At 70.1% G+C, this 18,431-nt stretch carries 21 protein-coding genes; 10 read left to right on the top strand and 11 right to left on the bottom strand.

Going from position 1 to position 18,431, the window contains the following annotated elements; translation table 11 throughout:
* A partial coding sequence (locus VET29_RS23955) for a LacI family DNA-binding transcriptional regulator (RefSeq protein ID WP_324924233.1) occupies window positions 1–709 on the bottom strand: 709 nt, incomplete at its 3' end.
* A 116-nt stretch (window positions 710–825) separates the two neighbouring features.
* Here VET29_RS23955 and VET29_RS23950 point away from each other — a divergent pair.
* On the top strand, window positions 826–1,119 hold the full coding sequence (locus tag VET29_RS23950) for a DUF4342 domain-containing protein (protein ID WP_324924231.1): 294 nt from the start codon (window positions 826–828) through the stop codon (window positions 1,117–1,119).
* Window positions 1,119–1,661, top strand: a complete 543-nt coding sequence (locus tag VET29_RS23945) for a carboxymuconolactone decarboxylase family protein (protein ID WP_324924229.1) — start codon at window positions 1,119–1,121, stop codon at window positions 1,659–1,661. The genes VET29_RS23950 and VET29_RS23945 overlap by 1 nt, the downstream gene beginning before the upstream one ends.
* Here VET29_RS23945 and VET29_RS23940 read toward each other — a convergent pair.
* Window positions 1,658–2,302, bottom strand: coding sequence for a uridine kinase (locus VET29_RS23940; RefSeq protein ID WP_324924227.1), 645 nt, complete (start codon window positions 2,300–2,302; stop codon window positions 1,658–1,660). The two genes, VET29_RS23945 and VET29_RS23940, sit on opposite strands and share 4 nt — an antisense overlap.
* Before the next feature lie 87 nt (window positions 2,303–2,389).
* Here VET29_RS23940 and VET29_RS23935 point away from each other — a divergent pair, with 87 nt between their 5' ends.
* Window positions 2,390–4,345, top strand: a complete 1,956-nt coding sequence (locus VET29_RS23935; protein ID WP_324924225.1) for a beta-propeller domain-containing protein — start codon at window positions 2,390–2,392, stop codon at window positions 4,343–4,345.
* Here the strand turns inward: VET29_RS23935 and VET29_RS23930 are convergent.
* On the bottom strand, window positions 4,318–5,556 hold the full coding sequence (locus tag VET29_RS23930; protein ID WP_324924223.1) for a nitric oxide synthase oxygenase: 1,239 nt from the start codon (window positions 5,554–5,556) through the stop codon (window positions 4,318–4,320). The genes VET29_RS23935 and VET29_RS23930 overlap by 28 nt on opposite strands.
* Before the next feature lie 87 nt (window positions 5,557–5,643).
* Between VET29_RS23930 and VET29_RS23925 the strand changes: the two genes are divergently transcribed.
* Together VET29_RS23925 and VET29_RS23920 are read left to right on the top strand one after the other, a co-directional pair.
* Window positions 5,644–7,134: an MFS transporter gene (locus VET29_RS23925; protein ID WP_324924221.1), complete on the top strand. Its 1,491-nt coding sequence runs from the start codon at window positions 5,644–5,646 to the stop codon at window positions 7,132–7,134.
* Between the two features lie 51 nt (window positions 7,135–7,185).
* A complete protein-coding gene (locus VET29_RS23920; RefSeq protein ID WP_324924219.1) occupies window positions 7,186–7,728 on the top strand; it encodes a hypothetical protein in 543 nt (180 codons plus the stop codon).
* A gap of 1 nt (window position 7,729) precedes the next feature.
* Here the strand turns inward: VET29_RS23920 and VET29_RS23915 are convergent, their stop codons facing one another.
* Complete coding sequence (locus VET29_RS23915; protein WP_324924217.1) at window positions 7,730–9,016, bottom strand: cytochrome P450; 1,287 nt, start codon at window positions 9,014–9,016, stop codon at window positions 7,730–7,732.
* A 31-nt stretch (window positions 9,017–9,047) separates the two neighbouring features.
* Here VET29_RS23915 and VET29_RS23910 point away from each other — a divergent pair, with 31 nt between their 5' ends.
* Complete coding sequence (locus tag VET29_RS23910; protein WP_324924215.1) at window positions 9,048–9,866, top strand: alpha/beta hydrolase; 819 nt, start codon at window positions 9,048–9,050, stop codon at window positions 9,864–9,866.
* Between the two features lie 79 nt (window positions 9,867–9,945).
* On the opposite strand, the gene VET29_RS23905 is transcribed toward VET29_RS23910, so the two are convergent.
* From VET29_RS23905 to rnhA, 4 genes are all read right to left on the bottom strand, one after another.
* Window positions 9,946–10,320: an FKBP-type peptidyl-prolyl cis-trans isomerase gene (locus VET29_RS23905; protein WP_324924213.1), complete on the bottom strand. Its 375-nt coding sequence runs from the start codon at window positions 10,318–10,320 to the stop codon at window positions 9,946–9,948.
* A gap of 331 nt (window positions 10,321–10,651) precedes the next feature.
* Window positions 10,652–11,833, bottom strand: a complete 1,182-nt coding sequence (locus tag VET29_RS23900; RefSeq protein ID WP_324924211.1) for a PLP-dependent aminotransferase family protein — start codon at window positions 11,831–11,833, stop codon at window positions 10,652–10,654.
* Between the two features lie 20 nt (window positions 11,834–11,853).
* Window positions 11,854–12,651: an ArsR/SmtB family transcription factor gene (locus VET29_RS23895; RefSeq protein WP_324924208.1), complete on the bottom strand. Its 798-nt coding sequence runs from the start codon at window positions 12,649–12,651 to the stop codon at window positions 11,854–11,856.
* Window positions 12,652–12,789: 138 nt separating this feature from the next.
* Complete coding sequence (gene rnhA, locus VET29_RS23890; RefSeq protein WP_324924206.1) at window positions 12,790–13,236, bottom strand: ribonuclease HI; 447 nt, start codon at window positions 13,234–13,236, stop codon at window positions 12,790–12,792.
* Window positions 13,237–13,266: 30 nt separating this feature from the next.
* On the opposite strand from rnhA, the gene VET29_RS23885 reads away from it, so the two are divergent.
* Together VET29_RS23885 and VET29_RS23880 are read left to right on the top strand one after the other, a co-directional pair.
* Window positions 13,267–13,935 carry a DUF429 domain-containing protein gene (locus VET29_RS23885; protein ID WP_324924204.1) on the top strand — a complete coding sequence of 223 codons (669 nt, stop codon included), beginning with the start codon at window positions 13,267–13,269 and terminating at the stop codon, window positions 13,933–13,935.
* A 64-nt stretch (window positions 13,936–13,999) separates the two neighbouring features.
* Window positions 14,000–14,902 carry an aminoglycoside phosphotransferase family protein gene (locus VET29_RS23880; protein ID WP_324924202.1) on the top strand — a complete coding sequence of 301 codons (903 nt, stop codon included), beginning with the start codon at window positions 14,000–14,002 and terminating at the stop codon, window positions 14,900–14,902.
* 20 nt (window positions 14,903–14,922) lie between these two features.
* On the opposite strand, the gene VET29_RS23875 is transcribed toward VET29_RS23880, so the two are convergent.
* The 3 genes from VET29_RS23875 to VET29_RS23865 all read right to left on the bottom strand — a co-directional run bounded on the left by VET29_RS23875 (window position 14,923) and on the right by VET29_RS23865 (window position 17,417).
* Window positions 14,923–15,669 carry a GNAT family N-acetyltransferase gene (locus VET29_RS23875; protein WP_324924200.1) on the bottom strand — a complete coding sequence of 249 codons (747 nt, stop codon included), beginning with the start codon at window positions 15,667–15,669 and terminating at the stop codon, window positions 14,923–14,925.
* 165 nt (window positions 15,670–15,834) lie between these two features.
* Window positions 15,835–16,299, bottom strand: coding sequence for a hypothetical protein (locus VET29_RS23870; protein ID WP_324924198.1), 465 nt, complete (start codon window positions 16,297–16,299; stop codon window positions 15,835–15,837).
* Window positions 16,300–16,535: 236 nt separating this feature from the next.
* Window positions 16,536–17,417, bottom strand: coding sequence for a hypothetical protein (locus VET29_RS23865; RefSeq protein WP_324924196.1), 882 nt, complete (start codon window positions 17,415–17,417; stop codon window positions 16,536–16,538).
* A gap of 311 nt (window positions 17,418–17,728) precedes the next feature.
* On the opposite strand from VET29_RS23865, the gene VET29_RS23860 reads away from it, so the two are divergent.
* Window positions 17,729–18,004 carry a type II toxin-antitoxin system prevent-host-death family antitoxin gene (locus tag VET29_RS23860; RefSeq protein WP_324924194.1) on the top strand — a complete coding sequence of 92 codons (276 nt, stop codon included), beginning with the start codon at window positions 17,729–17,731 and terminating at the stop codon, window positions 18,002–18,004.
* Entirely contained in the window at window positions 17,973–18,401 is a 429-nt protein-coding gene (locus VET29_RS23855) for a type II toxin-antitoxin system VapC family toxin (RefSeq protein WP_324924239.1), read from the top strand. The genes VET29_RS23860 and VET29_RS23855 overlap by 32 nt, the downstream gene beginning before the upstream one ends.
* The last annotated feature ends 30 nt before the right edge of the window (window positions 18,402–18,431 follow it).

Here is an 18,431-nt window from a genome sequence, read left to right as displayed (position 1 = left end):
GGCGGTCGTCCTGGTCGAGCAGGTCCGCCGCCGCCTTCTCCGCACCCGCCGCCTTGAACTCCGTCCGCCGCACCAGCCCGGCCGATCCACGCCGCCCGGCGGCCTTCAGCGCGTCGCGATACCCGGCCAGCCGGTCGTCCGCGGTGCGCACGCCGGACGGCCCCGTCACGCAGCCGACCCGCGCGTAACCCTGCTCGATCAGGTGCGTCGTCGCCTGCCTGGCGGCCGCGCGCGTGTCCACCAGTACCGTGTCGCTCTCCCGGCCGGGCAGCGGCCGGTCCACCGCGACCACCGGCGTGCCCCGCTGGATCAGGGCGTGCACGCTCGTCGCGGTGGCCGTCGGCGAGACGATCACACCGGCCGCGCGTTCCTGGATCGCGACGTCGACGTACCGGCGCTCCTTTTCCGCGTCCTCATCGGAGTTGCACAGCACCACCGACAGCCCGACCGTGTGCGCGACGTCCTCGACGCCCCGCGCGATCGCGGTGAAGAACGGGTTCTCCACGTCACTGATGATCAACGCGACGACGGCGGCCTCCTGGCGGCGAAGGTTCCGCGCCGGGCCGTTCGGCTGGTAGCCGAGCTCCCGCGCGGCGTCGAGCGCCCGGGCGGCCAGCGCCGGATCCACCGTGGACTTTCCGTTCAACGCGCGGGACACCGTCGCCGTCGACACGCCCGCGCGGGCCGCCACGTCACTGATGGTCGCCACTCATCGCCTCGCCTTCCGGCCCCTGGTTGAAAAGTATCGCCCAACCATTACCCGGCGACGAAGAACGTGGCAGACTTCTCGGCCGACCGACCACTCGCGGCGGGATGGGGAGAACCGTGGGGAAAGAAGCCGAGGGCACCGGCGTCCAGGCCCTGTTCGACAAGGTCAACGACCTGGTCCACGAGGGCAGCGTCCGGCGGGTCGTGGTCACCGACCGCACCGGTCGCAGGATCCTCGACCTCCCGGTCAACGCCGGGCTCGTCGCGGCCGTGCTGGCCCCGATGCTGACCGGCGCGGGCGCCGCGCTGGCCCTGGCCGGCGGCTGGCACATCAACGTCGAACGCACCGACCCGGACGTCGTCGCCGGGGACGTGGAGCAGACCGGGAAGTCCGAGGAGGCTGGCAGCTGATGGCCCACATCGACCTGGGCGTCGACGAGACCCAGTTCCCGGGAATCACCGGGCTGATGCGGTTCCGCCCGGAGACGGCCAAGCCCCTGAACGAGCTCGCCGAGGTGCTGCTGCGGGCTCCCAACTCGCTGCCCGCCGGCGAGCGCGAGCTGATCGCCGCGTACGTGTCCGGGCTCAACGAGTGCAACTTCTGCCGCGACTCGCACTCGGCGTTCGCCGCGGCCCAGCTCGACGCCGGCATGTCGCTGGTCGACCAGGTCCGCGCGGACCCCGGCACCGCGCCGATCTCCGCCCGGCTGCGTGCGCTGCTGCGCATCGCCGCGACGGTGCGGGAGGACGGCCGCAAGGTCACGCCCGCCATGGTCGACGAGGCCAAAGCCGAGGGCGCCACCGACGTGGAGATCCACGACACGGTCCTGATCGCGGCCGCGTTCTCGATGTTCAACCGTTACGTCGACGGGCTGGGCACGCTCCTTCCGGACACCCCGGAGCGCTACACCGAGACCGCCCGCCGCATCGTCGAGAACGGCTACCGCGCCTAGTCGAGCAGGACCGGGTTGGCCAGGTCCGCGTTGTCGATCACCACCGAGGCTCGCGTGCGGGGGCGGCACTCGGCCATGTAGAGCCGCTGGCCCTCCACGTACCGGAGGTTCTTCAGCGCGTACGGGTCCTCCTCCTTGATGCCGACCCCGCGTTTCGCCGCGCGGGGGACCGACACCTCGAACGGCACCTCCAGCCACACCGAGTAGTCCCAGTACCGGACCAGCTCGTCGCGGTGGACGAAGATCCCGTCCAACACCAGGATGGCGTCGTCCGCGGCCAGCTCCGGCAGCCGCCGAACCTCGCGCTCGCGCCGCACGTCGTACACCTCGCGGATGTACTCGCGGTTGCCGCCCGGGCTGAGCGGGTCGAGCAGCAGCCGGACCATCCGCCCGTAGTCGTACGAGTCGCGGTAGAAGCCCTCCGGCGAGTCCCGGCCGCGGCGGTGCCGAGTGCGGGGTGGGTTCAGGAAACCGTCGGCGGACACGCGGATCACCTTCGCGCCGCGGACGTTCAGCTCGACACCGAGCGCGTCCGCGAAGTGGGTCTTGCCCGCGCCGTCCACCCCGTCGATCGCCACCCGCCGGACCCGGTCGGCCGGCAGCGCGAGGATCGCTTCCGCTACGTGCTGACTGGGGCGCATCCCGTAAGTGAACCCGCAGCGACGCGGTTTTCCAAGATATTCGCCCGATAGAGCAACGCAGTCGCCGCCGACCTCCGTCCTGGCGGCATGACGGACGACTTACCGAGCAGGCGGCCCGCGCTCATCGTGGGACTCGTGATGACACTCGGCGCGGGCATGATCGCCGCCGGGATGATCGTCGGCGCGGCGGACGGCACCAGCCCGGCGCCCCACAAGAGCGGGGACCTGAGGCTCGTCGCCTACGACAGCTGCGGCGCGGCGCTGACGCAGCTGAAGGACCGGATCATGCCGCACGTCGGCCCGTACGGCCTCGACATCGTGGGCCGCGGCGAGGTCTTCACGGGAGGGCGTGCCGAGGACAGCGCGGGCGGGGGGAAGATGGCGGTGCCGGACGCCGCGCCGCCCGAGGCGCCCAGGGCCGAGCAGGGGCCCGACCACTCGACCACGAACGTGCACGAGGGTGGCGTCGACGAGCCGGACCTGGTGAAGACCGACGGCAAGCGCGTCGTCAGCATCACCGACGGCGTGCTGCGGGTGGTGGACGTCCACTCCCGCACACAGACCGCGGCGGTGCGCCTGGCGGACCAGGCCTACCCGACCCAGCTGCTGGTCGACGGCGACCGCGCGCTGGTCATGTCCATACCGATCATGACCCAGTCCGTCCCGGACATCGCGCCGGGGAAGCCGACCACCAGGCCCGTGCCGACCGACACCGTGCCGTACGAGACGCGGCTGTCGCTCATCGACCTCACCGGCGCCGGCAAGGTCCTCGGCACCCTGTCGGTCGACGGCAGCTACCTCGACGCGCGGCAGGTGGGCGACGTGGCCAGGGTGGTCGTGCACTCGACGCCACACCTGCCGTTCCGCTACCCGACCGACGGCGACCAGCCCTCCGCGCTGCACGACAACCAGGAGGTCGTGGCGAACTCGACGATCCAGGACTGGCTGCCCCGCTACGAGCTGAGGACCGGCGGCGCCACCTCGAACGGCCAGCTGACCGAGTGCGCCGACATGACCCACCCGGCCGACTACACGGCGACCGGCATGCTCACCGTGCTCAGCTTCGACCTGACGCACGACCTCGGCACCGGCGACCCGGTCACGATCGTCGCCGACGGCAGCACGGTGTACGGCACGGAGAAGAACCTCTACGTCGCCAACGACCACACGATGACCGGCATGGTCGACACGCCGATGCCCACGCCGGCCTCCGCGCGCACCGAGCTGTACCAGTTCGACATCTCGCGCCCGGGCAGGCCGGTGCACGTCGCGTCCGGCGCGGTGGACGGCGGCCTGCTCAACCAGTACTCGATGTCGGAGTACCAGGGCCACCTGAGGGTCGCGACGACGAGATCCGGCCAGGGCGGACCGGAGAGCCTGATCACCGTCCTGCGGCGCGAGGGAAGCGAGCTGACCCAGGTCGGCCAGGTGGGCGGACTGGGTGAGGTGGGGGAGCGGATCTACGCCGTCCGCTACTTCGGCGACACCGGGTACGTGGTGACGTTCCGGCGGATGGACCCGCTGTACACGGTGGACCTGCGAGATCCCACGGCGCCGAAGGTGACCGGCGAGCTGAAGATCACCGGCTACTCCGCGTACCTGCATCCGGCGGGCGACGGTCGCCTGATCGGTGTCGGGCAGGGAGCCGACGCGAACGGCGGCGTCCAGGGCGCGCAGGTGTCCCTGTTCGACACGAGCGACCCGGCCGGTGCGAAGGTGATCGCCCAGTACCAGCTGGGCGGCGGCTGGACCGAGGCGGAGAACGACCCGCACGCGTTCCTGTACTGGCCGGCGAAGCACCTGCTCGTGCTGCCCGTCAGCGGCGGGCCGGACCAGACCGCCGGCGCGCTCGTGCTCAGGCTCGGCGAGGGCTCGTTCGAGCGGGCCCGCACGCTGACCCACCCGTCCGACCGGTACGGCGGCGACGTCCTGCCGAGGCGGGCGCTCGTGATCGGCGACGAGCTGTGGACGGTGTCCCCGGCCGGCATGCTCGTCAGCGGCCTCGACTCGCTGTCTCAGCTGGCCTGGCTGCCGTTCAGCTGACCTTTCCGCAGGTAACTCCACATCGGACTGTACGAGGGTGTGCCCAGCGCGGCCGCGCGTGGCGGCACACCCTCGACGGCGGTTCGCACCGAGTCGTCGTCGGCCACGAACTCCGGCTTCAGGTGGTCGGTGTCGTAGTAGCGGTGGTAGACGGGCGTGAGGGCGCCGGAGATCGGCGGCACGATCCAGCTCCAGTCCGCTGGGCAGGCGCGGCCCGCCTTCTCCTCCTTCGCGACGTGCTTGAGGAACCGCGCCGACTCCGTGTGGTGGTCACTGATCGTCACGCCGGCCTGCTCGAACGAGTGCAACACGGCCCGGTTCACCTCGATCACCGCGGCGTCCCGCCACAGTGTCCGGTCGCTGCTCGTGTCGAGCCCCAGTTTCGTCGCGACGATCGGGAGCACGTCGTACCGGTCCGCGTCGGCCAGGTTGCGCGCGCCGATCTCGGTGCCCATGTACCAGCCGTTGAACGGCGCGGCCGGGTAGTCGATCCCGCCGATCGACAGCCGCATCGAGCTGATCGCCGGCACCGCGTGCCAGCGCAGCCCGAGCCCGAGGAACCAGTCGTGGTCCGGATGTGACAGCGGCACCTCGGCGGCCGCGTCGAACGGGAGGTCCGTCAGGTGGGTCGTGCCGTCGGCGGACACCACGAGCGGCAGCATGTCGAACGCCGTTCCGGCCCCGCGCCAGCCCCGGCGCATGACCGACTCGGTGAAGCCGACGTAGCGCGGGTCGCCGAGCGCCGTCCCGTCCGGGCGGCGGTAGCCGGCGTAGCGGATGAGCTGGTCGTTCCAGATGCGCGGCCCGGGGCGGCCGGGCGCGTCCGGTGCGAACACCGTGATCACCGGCCGGATCCTGCCGCCGTTGTAGGCGATGCGCAGGTGTTCGAAGCACTGCGCGGCGACCTCGGCCGGCTCACGGACGGCCCGCAGGTCACGGACCCGCATGCTGCGCCAGTAAAGGCGGCCGATGCACCGCGCGCTGTTGCGCCAGGCCACCCGCGCGCCGAACGTCAGCTCCTCGCTCGTGTGGTGGTAGGTGCCGGTCAGCTGGATCTCCGCGCGGACCCAGGCGATCCGGTGCGCCGCGGACCCGGCGTCCGGGTTTTCCTTGTAGTAGAGACGAAGGAACTCGACGGCCTCGTCGACATCGACATCCACTCGGGACTCGGCCGGTGGCCGGCGCGGTGGTTCCCATGTCTGGACGGTCACCCGCGGGAAGGTACCGGAAGCCGTGTGTGGTCCTGGCAACGTTTCATCCGTGTGGAGTAGGTCGCGCGCTTCGGGTACACCTCGACAGTGCCCCAGGTACCCGCGCAGCACACGAACTACGAGCCGGGCGCCGACCCGCGGCGCTGGCACGCCCTGTGGGTGACGCTCGCGGGCGGGTTCATGATGCTGCTGGACGTCAGCATCGTGACCGTGGCGATCCCGTCGATCGAGCAGGGACTCGGCACGTCGCCGAGCGGCGTGCAGTGGGTGGTCTCGGGGTATCCGCTGACCCTCGGCCTCGCACTCGTCGCCGGCGGCCGGCTCGGCGACGCGTTCGGCCGGCGCGACATCTACCTGAACGCGCTGTCCGCGTTCGTCGCGGCCAGCGTGTTCGCGGGGCTCGCGCCGACGCTCACGCTGCTGGTCGTCGCCAGACTGCTGCAGGGCCTGGTCGCCGGTCTGGTCACGCCGCAGAACGGCGGCCTCATCCAGGACCTGTTCCGCGGCGCGGAGCGGGGCCGCGCGTTCGGCCTGCTCGGCGCGACGATCGGCCTGTCGACCGCGGCCGGCCCGGTGATCGGCGGGCTCATCCTCGGGCTGGCCGGCGGGCCGGACGGCTGGCGCTGGGTGTTCCTGGTGAACCTGCCGTTCGGCCTGCTCACCCTCGTGCTGGCGTTCGTGCTGGTGCCTCGGACGCCGAAGCGCTCGACCGGCGCCGACATCGACTACGTGGGCATCCTGCTGCTCGGGGTCGCCGTGCTGTGCCTGATGTTCCCCGTCGTGCTGTCCGACTCGCGCGGCATCCAGCGGTTCTGGTGGCTGTTCCTGGTCGCGGTGCCGCTGAGCTGGCTGTTCGTGCGTTGGGAACGGCGACGGGTGGGCGAGGGACGGTCGCCGCTCGTGCACCTGAGCCTCTTCACGAGGACGCCGGGCTACCCGTCGGGCGCCACGATCGGCACGGTCTACTTCTGCGGCTTCAGTGGGCTGTGGCTGGTTCTCGCGGTGTACCTCCAGACCGACGTGGGGCTCACGCCGCTCCAGTCGGGGCTCGCGGTCACGTCGTTCTCCATCGGTTCGGCGGTGTCGTCCTGGATCGCCGGGCGGTTGGTGGGGCGCTGGGGCAGGTGGGTCACGATCACCGGGCTCCTGCTCGTCGTGGCCGGGCTCGGCGCGGTCGCCGTGCTCGGGTTCGTCGTCGCGCGGGACTCGCTGATGCTGGCCATCCAGTTGCCGATGCTCGTGGCCGGTGTCGGCGGCGGCGCCGTGGTCTCGCCGAACACCACGCTGACGCTCGCGTGCGTGCCGTCCGACATGGCCGGGGTGGCGAGCGGGGTGCTCCAGACGGGCCAGCGCCTCGGCTCCGCGGTGGGCACGGCGTTGCTGGCGGCCGTGTTCCACGCCGTCACGACGGTTTCCGGCGTCCCGGCGACGGGCTTCTCGGTCGCGATGGTCACCGCGGTGTTCCTGGTCCTCGTGGCACTCGTGCTGGGGCTCCTGGAGGAACGTGGCCGAATTGGGAACCATGGGAACATTGAGTTGGAAAATATCCGATCCAACACTGTGGTACCTGGTCAGTAATCGCTAAAGTCCGTCGCGGAAGGGTACGAATCCGACCGCGAAGGGATAAACATGCGATTCCTCGTTCGGACGTTCACCGTGGTCGCAGCCGCCGCGACCGCACTCCTGCTGGGCACGTCCGGCGCACAGGCCACCGCGCAGGGCAGCGACCCGGTGTTCGACAACCCGCCGGCCAGCACGCCGACAATCGGCGTCCTGGTCACGAAGCTGTCCCACTCCGACGCGACGTCGCGCCTGCGTTCGTCGAGCATCACCTGGTCGTCCAGTGGTGGCTGCAGTGACCGCAACAACTCGACCTGCACGTCGTTCGAGCAGGTCAATTTGACGACCATCCAGGGCATCCAGACGTTGAAGTCGGCGAGCGGGTGTGCCATCAACGTCACCGGCGGCACGGAGACCGGGCACGCCAGCGGCACGTACAGCCACTGGAACGGCTACAAGCTCGACATCAGCCTGTCGACCTGCCTGAACAACTACATCCAGGGCAACTTCACGTCCATCGGCGGCTCCAAGTGGGAGTCCGGCGCCGGCAACATCTACTACAAGGAAGGCAACCACTGGGACATCACGTACTACAACTGCGGTGGTTGCTGAGCTACCAGCCGATCGGCAGGTGCTTGACGCCGTGCTGGAAGTTCGACCGTAATCGCACGACGTCCCCGGCGGGCGCCACGACGCCGAGCCGGTCGAACACCGCGGTGAACAGGGCCCGCATCTGCGCCTTGGCGAGATGCGCGCCGATGCAGTAGTGCGGGCCATGGCCGAAGGCGAGGTGGTCGTTCTGGGCCCGGGTGACGTCGAACCGATCCGGATCGGCGAACACCCGCTCGTCCCGGTTGCCGGACGAGAACCAGACGACCACCTTGTCGCCGGCCCTGACCTCCCGGCCACCCAGCTCCGTGTCCACGGTCGCCGTGCGGCGGAACCGCATCACCGGTGACCACCAGCGCAGCATCTCCTCGACCGCGCCGGGCAGGAGCGACCGGTCCGCCACGACCCTGCGGTACTCGTCGGGGTTGGCGAGCAGCGCGTACATGCCGCCCGGTAGTCCGTTGCGCAGGGTTTCGTTGCCCGCCACGGAAAGCAGCCAGAACATGTTCTCGAACTCGGCCGTGGTGACGCCGGCCGTGACGAGGTTGCTCATGACGTCCTCACCTGGCTCGCGACGCTTGAGCTCTGCGAGGTCGTGGGCGTAGCCGTACAGGTCGGGCATGCCCTCGCGGGTCCGCTGGTCGGGCAGGTACCCGTTCGCGTCCGGCGCCGGCCGCAACGCCAGTGCCCGCCTGGCCATGTCGGTCGACCCGTCCGCGCCGGCCTTGGCGCTCGACGCGTACTCGGGGTCCTGGTAGCCGATGACGCGGTTGCTCCAGTCGTACATGAGCCAGCGGTCCTGTTGCGGCACCCCGAACACCTCGGCGAGGGTCTGGAGCGGGAGGTCCGCGGCCAGCTCCGCGAAGTCGCAGTGGCCGTCGTCCGCCACCCGGTCGACCAGCTCACCCGCCCACGCGGCGATCCGGTCCTCCAACCGGGCGATCGCCCTGGGGGTGAAGGCGCTGGCGAGCATCCGGCGCAGTCGCGAATGCCGCGGCGGGTCCTGGTTGAGCATCATCTGCCGGGTGAAGTCGAGCGCCTTGTCGTTCGGGGGATCGCTGATCTGCGTGGCCCGGGCGTAGGACGAGTAGGTGGCCGGGTCGCGCATCACCTGCTTGATCTCCGCGTGCCGCAGCACGCCCCAGAAGCCGGGGCCGGTGGGCCAGAGCGGCACCGCCGGTTCGTCCATCCAGACCACCGCGTGGTTGGTGCGCAGCCGTGCGAAGACCGCGTGGGGGATGTTGGTGAGGTAGGTGTCCGGATCGACGATGACATCGGTGTCAGTGGACATGATCGTCATTATGCGGGTTCGATCGGAGGCTATGACCACGCTCCATCTTGCCCGGCACGAGCCCGGCGGCGACCCGGTCCTGCTTCTGCTGCACGGCCTCGGCGCGACGGGGGAGGTGTGGGACAGCCTGCTGGAACGGCACTGGAAGGGCGAGGTCATCGCCCCTGACCTGCCCGGACACGGCCGCTCCCCCCGACCGGACACATACACGTTCGAGTCGATGGCGGCCTCGGTCGCCGCGGTTCTGCCGGAGGGCCGGGACGTCGTGGTCCTGGGTCACTCCCTCGGCGGAGTGCTCGCGCTGACCCTGGCCGCGACCGGCCGCGTGGCGGCGGCCTGCGGCGTGGGCATCAAGCTGCGCTGGTCGGAAGCGGAACTGACGAAGGCCGCGCAGGTCACGGCCCGCCCCGAGCGGGTGTTCGCCACCCGCGAGGAGGCCGTGGACCGCTGGTTGAAGCTGTCGGGCCTGGACGGGTTGGTGCCCCCGGACTCCCCACTGGTCGACGCGGGCGTGCTCGCGCCTGACGCGAGGGTGCCCACGCCGGACACCACCACGCTCACGCCCGACGCAACCGCGCCCGACACCGGCTGGCGGGTCGCGGTCGACCCCGCGGCGTTCGGCGTCGGCGCCCCGGACGTGCCCGCGCTACTGGCCCGGGCGACATGCCCGACGATCCTCGCGGCGGGGGAGCGAGACCCGATGTGCCCGCCAGAGCACCTGCTCGACGCGGCACCCGACGGTGTCGTGCTGCCCCGCGCAGGCCACAACGTCCACGTCGAGAGCCCACCACTGCTGTGGCCGATCCTGGACCGACTTCTCCGGTCGGTCACCGACGCGCTGGGTCAGTGAGTGGTGGCCCTGCCATCAGCCGACGGGCCAAGCCGGTGAGTGGGTGGTCAGCGCTGAGTTGACCACCCACTTCTCGTCGTCAGCGGACGCCGAGCAGGTCCACCACGAAGATGAGGGTCTCGCCCGGCTTGATCGCGCCGCCCGCGCCGCGGTCGCCGTAGCCGAGGTGCGGCGGTACGACGAGCTTGCGCCGCCCGCCGACCTTCATGCCGGCCACCCCGCGATCCCAGCCTGCGATGACCCGCCCCGCGCCGAGCGGGAAGCTGAAGGGCGAGCCCCGGTCCCACGAGGCGTCGAACTGCTCGCCGGTCGAGTGCGCGACACCGACGTAATGCACGCTCACGCTCTGCCCGGCCTGGGCCTCGTCCCCGTCACCGACGGTGATGTCCTCGACGACCAGGTCAGCTGGCGGCGCCCCGTCGACCGGGTCGACGTCGGGCTTCTCGAGCGCCATGCGTTTTCCTCCTTGGTTGGTTCCTCTTTTGCCCGACCCATCCAACCAGCCAACCGCGGGCCTTGCCCGACCAGCCAAGTCGGCCCGTCAACGTCCCATGAGACCGACCGGCGCCCGTGAGAGTCCAACAAAGCCCCAGCCCGCGGAGCCCAGATCGCCGGCAGGTCAGAGCGGGCGGAAGCACCCAGCAAGATCCCTCGCCCATTTGCCCGCCTCGATCGGGCGATGGCTTCCAGCACGGCTTCCAGCAGACCGCCTCCTGTGGACGGCTTTTCGAGGACGGCTTTCGAGGACGGCTTCGAGGATGGCCTTTCGTTGCTGGCGGTTGGTTTCAGACCTCCAGAGAGTCCTGGGTGGCGAACTCGTCGAAGGCCCGGGCCAGCCGACGCATCCCCTCCGTTATGTCCTCCGGGGGATTTGTCGTGAACGACATGCGGAAGGTCGCGTGGTCAGGCGTCGTCGCGAAGAACGGCGCACCTGGCACGAAGGCCACGTTGTGCTTCAGCGCCTCGCGCAGGACATCCGTCGCGTCGACCTCGCCAGGAAGGCGGAGCCACACGAACATCCCCCCTTCCGGGTTCGTCCACGTCGTGCCCGGAGGAACCGTTGCCGGCAATGCCGTCAGCATCGTGTCCCGGCGGGCTCGGTACGCCGCGCGCAGACCTGCCACATGCGCGTCCAGGTCCGTGTTCGACAGGTAGACCGCGGCCGCCGCCTGGTCGATCGTGCTCGTGTGCAGGTCGGTCGCCTGTTTCGCGACCACCGCGACCGGCATCAGGTCCTTGGGCGCCCGCAGCCAACCCAGGCGCAGGCCTGGCGCGCCTATCTTGGACAAGCTGCCCAGGTACAGGACCCGCTCGCCGTACGACGCCAGCGGTGGCACCCGGCTGCCGTCGTAACGCAATTCGCCATACGGGTCGTCCTCTACCAGCCACGTGTCGTGGTCGGCGACAAGCCGGGCTATCTCCTTTCGTCGTTGCGGGGGTTGGGTACGGCCGCTCGGGTTCGCGAACGTCGGGATCACGTACACCAGCGTCGGATGGTCGCGTTCCAGCACCTCGGCCAGCGCCGACGGGACCATGCCGTCGTCGTCGCTCGCCACCGGGACCACGCGGGCGCCCGCGATCTGGAAGCACTGCAGTGCCGCCAGATACGTCGGCTCCTCCACCGCCACCACGTCGCCCGGCTCCAGCATCGTGGTGGCCACCAGCGTCAACGCCTGTTGCGAGCCCGTGGTGATCAGCAGGTCGTTCTCGGCTGTCGGGACCCCCCGGTCGGTCATCCGGGTGGCGATCAACGCCCGTAGCACCGGATCGCCCTCGGTCGGGCCGTACTGGAGGTTGCGGCGGTCGCCCACCGCCTTGGCGAACGCGTCACCCCAACCATCCACATCGAACAGTTCGGGGGCGGGCAGCCCGCCGGCGAAGGAGATCACCTCCGGTCGCAGCGTCAACGCGAGCAGGTCGCGGACCGGGGAACTCCTGACACCTTGTAACCGGCGGGCTGGCGGCATGCGGGAATGTTAACGCTCGCTCACGTGTACATGCCACTACCCGTCTCCAGCAACGACTTGAGGTCGCTTAATACCTCCGGCCAGCCACCGCCGGCGCCCTCCACGGCCCCGGCCGTCTGTGCGGCGGTCTGCGGTGCGTCGTGCAGGTCGTGTGTCAGGGTCAGCGAGCAGACGCCGTCCTGACCCTCCTTGATCTCGTAGGTCAGCGTCGTCGCCGGCTCGTCGAGCCAGGTCGGGCGCCACGTCTGCACCAGGCGACGTGGCGGGTCCGCCTCCACCACCTCGCCCTCGACGAGGCACGCCGTCGGGTCCATCCCCGGGACACCGTCGCCGGCCAGGGCCTCGAACCTGCCACCCTCACGCAGGTCGAAGTTCACGACCGCACGGTAGCCGTAGCGCTTCGACCATTCCGGCTTGGTGATCGCGTCCCAGATCGCCTGCGGGGTCGCCTTGATGTAGACGCGGTGCACCTGCACGGTCGTAGCGGTCGCGGCAGTGGTCATCGGTTGCTCCAGTTCTGTCTTGAGCGAGGTGAGCGCGGTCACCTGCGGCTCTGTGTACTTGTCGATCCACCGGTCATGAATCAACCGGATGGGTACGACATTCAGGAAATGCAGCTTCTCCCGCCCGGACTTGCGTGTGGTGATGAGACCTGCGTCCTCCAGCAGTCGCAGGTGCTTCATCACCCCGAAACGGGTCATGTCCACGTCGGACTCGAGATCGCTCAGCGTCCGGCCGTCTCGTGCGAACAGGCGGTCGAGCAGCAGCCTGCGCGTCGGATCGGCCAGGGCCCTGAACACCCGGTCGTCATCGGTCACGGTGAGAAGATATGTGACCGATTGGTCACGTGTCAAGTTGGGGCCAGAGCATGCGTGAGGGCCGTTGGCGGCTGGTGTCACCCGCGCCAACGGCCCTCACCCTCGCCGGACGCGGCGTTCGCGTCGGCCCCATAGATCTCAGCGCCGGGCGGCCTCCTGCGCGCCCTTGACCGCGAGCTGGTCGGCCCGCTCGTTCTCGGGATGGCCGGCGTGCCCCTTGACCCAGTACCACCGCACCTCGTGCGGCTTGACCGCCTCGTCGAGCCGCCGCCACAGGTCGGCGTTCTTCACGGGCTGCTTGGCGCTGGTCTGCCACCCGTTGCTCTTCCACCGTGGCAGCCACTGCATGATGCCGTTCCGCACGTACGTGGAGTCGGTGTACATGTCCACTGTCGACGGTCGGTTGAGACTCTCCAACGCCTGGATGGGCGCCATCAGCTCCATGCGGTTGTTGGTCGTGACGGCCGGCTCGGCCCCGTACAGCTCCTTGGCGTGCTGTCCGTACTTGAGTACGGCGCCCCACCCGCCGGGCCCGGGGTTCCCACTGCACGCGCCGTCGGTGTAAATCTCCACGGTGTTGGACACGCCCGGCAGCGTATCGACGACATAGCCGGCATGGACACCGTGCTCGGCGTGGACGCGTGCAAGACCGGCTGGGTGGGCATCGCCTGGGCCGGGGATGCCGTGACGCCCCACTACGCCCCGACGATCGGCGACCTGGTGGACGCCGCGGGCCCACTGTCGGTCATCGCGATCGACATCCCGATAGGACTGCCGGATCGTGGCTTCCGCCAGGCCGACATTCTCGCCCGCAAGTTCGTCGGCTCGCGTCGTTCGTCGGTCTTCATGACCCCGGTACGTGCCACGTTGGGTGTTCCCCAGCACAGCCGCGCGAACGCGATCAACCTCGAACACACCCGGCAGGGGCTGTCGATCCAGGCGTTCAGCCTCCTCCCGAGGATCGAGGAAGTAGACAACTGGCGACCCAAGGCACCCTGTCGAGTGGTCGAAGTTCACCCGGAAGTGACCTTCACTCAGCTGGCCGGCCACCCACTGGCACCGAAGAAGACCTGGGCGGGTGCCGAACAACGGCACGAGCTCCTCAAGCAGATGGGGCTCACCGTGGCGGGCCCTCTCGGCGAGGCCGGCAGGGCTGCGGTCGACGACGTCCTCGACGCCGCCGCGGCGGCATGGACGGCGTGGCGCGTCCAGCTCGGCACCGCGGTGCCGTTCCCCAACCCGCCTGAGGTCCTCGACGGCATCGAAGCCGCCATCTGGCGCTAGTTGCGTGTCCACCGCACTGGAAAACCAGCTGCGCGAGGCACGACGGCAGGCGCACCATGCCGCCATGGTGACGGCATCGGGCGTGCGCATCGGTTGGGGCGACCTCCCCGGCGATGTCCGCGACGCGGTCGCGGACATCCTGGGCGGCGAGGTCGTCGAGGCCGTGTCGCAGTCGGGCGGGTTCTCGCCGGGCAGCGCCGACCGCGTGCGCACCACCGACGGCCGGCGGGCGTTCGTCAAGGCCGTCAGCGCCGCGCAGAACGAGCACAGCCCCGACTTCCACCGCCGTGAGGCCCGGGTCACCGCCGCGCTGCCACCGTCCGCGCCGACCCCGACCCTGCTCGGCGCCTATGACGACGGCGACTGGGTGGCCCTGGTCCTCACCGACGTCGAGGGCCGCCACCCAGCCACCCCGTGGCGCGACGACGATCTCGCCAGCACCCGTGTCGCGCTCGACGGGCTGGCGCGCATCGAGGCGCCACCGGACCTGCCGGCCGCCGCCGAGCACCTCGAACCGGACTTCACCGGCTGGCACCGCCTCCGCGCCGACCCGTCGAGCCTGGACGAATGGACCGCCGCCCACCTCGACGAGCTGTGCCGGCTGGCCGAGCACGGGCTGACCGCGCTGGCCGGCGACACGCTGACCCACACCGACATCCGCGCCGACAACCTCCTGATCGGCTCGGACGGCACAGTAACGGTGATCGACTGGCCGCACGCCACCCGCGGCCCGGCCTGGCTGGACACGCTGATGCTGCTGTTCAACGTCCGCCTCTGCGGCGGCCGCCCCGACCTGGCCACGATCTCCGCCGACCGCATCGACCTGGTCGGCACCCTCGCCGGCCTCGGCGCCTTCTTCGCCGATGCCGCACGCCTGCCGGCGCCGCCGGGCCTGCCGTCACTACGTACGTTTCAGCGGGCACAGGCGGACGCCCTGACCTCGTGGCTGCGTGAGCTTCTGGGCTGAGCGGCGCCGGCGGGCCGGCCTCAGCGGCTGAGGTGCACCATCGTCCCGGCGGCCTCGTAGCCGACCCGTGCGTACAGACGTTGCTCGGGCACGCCGGCCGGCGTCAGGAACACCGTCCGGCCACCCGCGTCGTGCGCCGCCACCGTGAGGAACGCGGTCATCGCGGAGCCGATTCCGCGCTGCCGGAACCCCGGCCGCACACCGATCCCGGCCACCTCGGACGTCCCGTCGACGACCGCCTCCGCGACCCCGCCGCCGGCGGCCTCGCCGGTCACGGCGTCGCGCGCGAGCACGGCGAACCCACCGTCTTCGAGCCGCCTGCGAGCCGTCGCGACGTCCGCGTCGGAGATGTCGACGGCCTGCTCGAACGCCTCGAACTGCGCCGCGAGCATGCCCCTGACCTCGTCGTCGCCGGACGGCACCACGAGCTCGATGCCGGCCGGCGTCGTCGGCGCCGAAGCCGAGCCCGGCGGGCACAGCATCAGGGGTATCCGCCGTTCCACGGACCACCCGGCGGCGAGCAGGGCGGTCTCGGCGGCCGGCGCGGTGTCCACGAGGAACTCCACCCGGGGTAGGAGGTCACGCCGCTGGTAGGCGTGAGTCAGGGCGTCCACATCGGACGGTGACGGCCGGGACCCGTCGTCGGGAACGGCGTAGTTGAGGTACGGATTGGCCGAGTTGGGCGAGAAGGTGGCGAGAAAGGGACCGACCTGTTCGGTCGCGCGCCCGGCCGCCGCGGCCCGGCGCATGTGTGACTGCAAAGACAAGCTGAGAACCCTTCAGGAGCATGGGAGAACGACAGTGGGCACGGCGCCACCGGCACTACAGGCGACGCCCGTCGAGGGCGTCAGACATGAGGCGTTCCCTTGCTCGGTCTTGCGGTCGCGTCGAGTGTGCCACGGCCGCCGGTGATCACCCAACCCCTATTCGCGTTACGTCCGCTGACGCACCCCGAAGGCGGCCGCGTCGTAGTTGAGGTAGACACCGAGGCCGTCGCGGTCGCCGCCCACGTGGCCGGGGAGCGCGACGGCCCGCCGGTGCTGGCGTTGTAGCCGGATCAGCCCACGTCGCAGCCGTCCGGCGTCGTCGGTGGCGAGGCGGCCCACCCGCTGGCCGCCGAGCCACACCGCGACCGCGTTGCGGTCCTGCGGGTTGCCGTGCTCGGCCACGAGCAGCGCGTGGACGTCCCGGCTCACGGGCGTCGCCACGTCACGGCCGATGATCGACCACAGTATGTCCTGGTAGCCGGGGGAGCCGACCACCCGCAGGTCGTCGTACCCGAAGATCTCCATCGCGCGCATGCCGTCCCGCATCCACTGTGGACGTTCCGCGACCGGTGTCGTGTCGGGTATACCTTCTCCGGTCAGCCTGTCCCGCAGCCACTCGGCCACACTCATGCGCCTGTCACCTCAACGGATTCCACGGTTCCGCAAGGTTTGTCGTCCTGTCCCGGAATTCGTTACGTCATACCAGAGTCTGACAAACCACGGGTGGATGTGCGATGACACCAAACCAGGCAGGCTGTCCGCATGACCACCATGACGCTTCGAGACCGAGCGTGAGCTGATGATCACCATCTGGTATCCCGGGTTGCCCGGACGAGCCCGTTCGGGTGCCCAGGACGTGACAGTCGTCAAAAAATCCCGTTGGCCCGCAACAAGGAGAGGGTGGCGACGGTCTTGTAACCCTGCCACTCCAAGGCCGCGGCAGGGGAGTAGCTGTCGAAGTCGACCCGCCAGCCCCCGTCCTCGTGTTGCGCGTCGGCCAACCGTCGCAGGTCGTCCGCGATGACGTCGGCACTGAAGAACCTTCGCGCCGGCCGGTCGGGAAGGGGCGCGAAGTCCAGCGGCCGCAGGGTCTCCCCGTCGGCGCCCCCCTCGACGGGCACGAGCCCGTCGGCGGGAATGAACTCCCCGAGCTTGTCGAGCAGGGGAGCAGCCTGCGCATGCGATTCGTGGACGGCGTCGAGGACGCCAACGGCGAAGCCGAGGGCAATGGGGTGCGGCGCGGAGTCGAGCGCGGCGACGGCCTCGACGCAGTACCGGGTGGCCGCGGCCAACCAGGGATGCCGAGCAACCGCCGGGTCCCCGGCGGCGGCCCGGTGCGCGACCATGGCAACGAAAGCGGTGCTCTGCAAGGAAGACACCCGAGGGTCGGCGTCCACCCAGAACGGCGCACACCCAGCGGGATCGGCAACGGGCACGGCGAAGGGCACACCACCGTCCGGCAAGGAGACCCCGGCAAGCCAGTCGCAGACCTCGACGGAGCGCGGCGTGGGCCCGACCTCGGCGAAGACCTCGAGTGCGTGCAGGGCACCACCGGGCTGACTCTCACCCGCCCTCAGGTCGGGCTCGAGTCCCCACCCGTATCCCCCGTCCGGGTTCCGGTACCCGTCGACGGCGGCAAGCACGGCGCCGGCCTGGCCGCCCCCGAACAGAAACTCGAACCGCCGCCGGTCCAACACCCGGCCATGGGTGGCCAGGAACGACCCCGCGGCCTGGAGGTCAACAGTCATATCCGAATTCTGCCGCCATCCCGCTGCCCAACCTTGAACGTTTCGGACGCGTCGCCCTTGGTCATCTGGAGGACCGTTGCTGGTCGCCTGGATGCCGTCGACGTGGCTGGCTCCGCCGACGCCGCAAGCCGTCGACTTCCGAAGCGCACGCCCTGCGGCTACCAGCCGCGTTCCCGTCAGTCGTCGAGCCTCGGGCGTACCCACCATGGAGTCATCGCCGTGGCCTGGGTAGAAGCAGATGTCGTCCAGGGCAGAGCGCACTGGCGGCAACCACTGTAGCCAACTGTGCTACAGCGCGCTACATTGGTTGAGTGAAGGTCATCACCCAACGCGAGTTTCGCAACAACTCCGCTGCGGTCATGGATGCGGTTGAGGCAGGGGAGATCTATCACGTCACCCGCAACGGCGTCCCCGTCGCTGAGCTGCGTCCGTTGTCTCGTCGTCGACGGTTGGGTGCGGAGGAGTTGGTCGAGCGGCATCGGCGGCTTCCTCGGGTCGACCATGCGGCCATGCGGCGGGACGCTGATGAGTTCCTTGGCGAGGATCGTGTCGGTGATGACGATCCGTGGGAGCGTGCCGGTGGCTGACCGCTACGGGTCCGGCGTCCTGGACACCTGCACTTACATTGACCTCGGTCAACTCGATCCTGGGTTGTTGCCGTTGGTTCCGGAGATCACCGCTATCACGGTGGCCGAGTTGCACCAGGGCGTCGTGATGGCCAAGAGCGTGGTCACCAGGGCGGCCCGGAACGAGCTGCTCGGCGCGGCCATTGTCGACTTCGATCCGCTGCCCTTCGACGGAGAGGCAGCCGCCCGATACGGCAGCCTCGTGGCCTTGACAGTCGAGGCGAGACGAGATCGGAGACCACGTCGCATGGATTTGATGATCGCCGCCATCGCCTCGTCGCACGGTCTGCCGCTCTTCACGCGGAACATCGCCGATTTCGCCGGGCTCGACGACATCGTCACGGTCATCGCCGTCTGACCGTCGTCAACTGGCTGTCGCCGACGGTGA

It is taken from the genome of Actinophytocola sp., from assembly GCF_035634895.1.
Classification (GTDB): domain Bacteria; phylum Actinomycetota; class Actinomycetes; order Mycobacteriales; family Pseudonocardiaceae; genus Actinophytocola.
The sequence above is the reverse complement of the archived record's forward strand: the minus strand, read 5'-3'. Positions and strand labels throughout refer to the sequence as shown.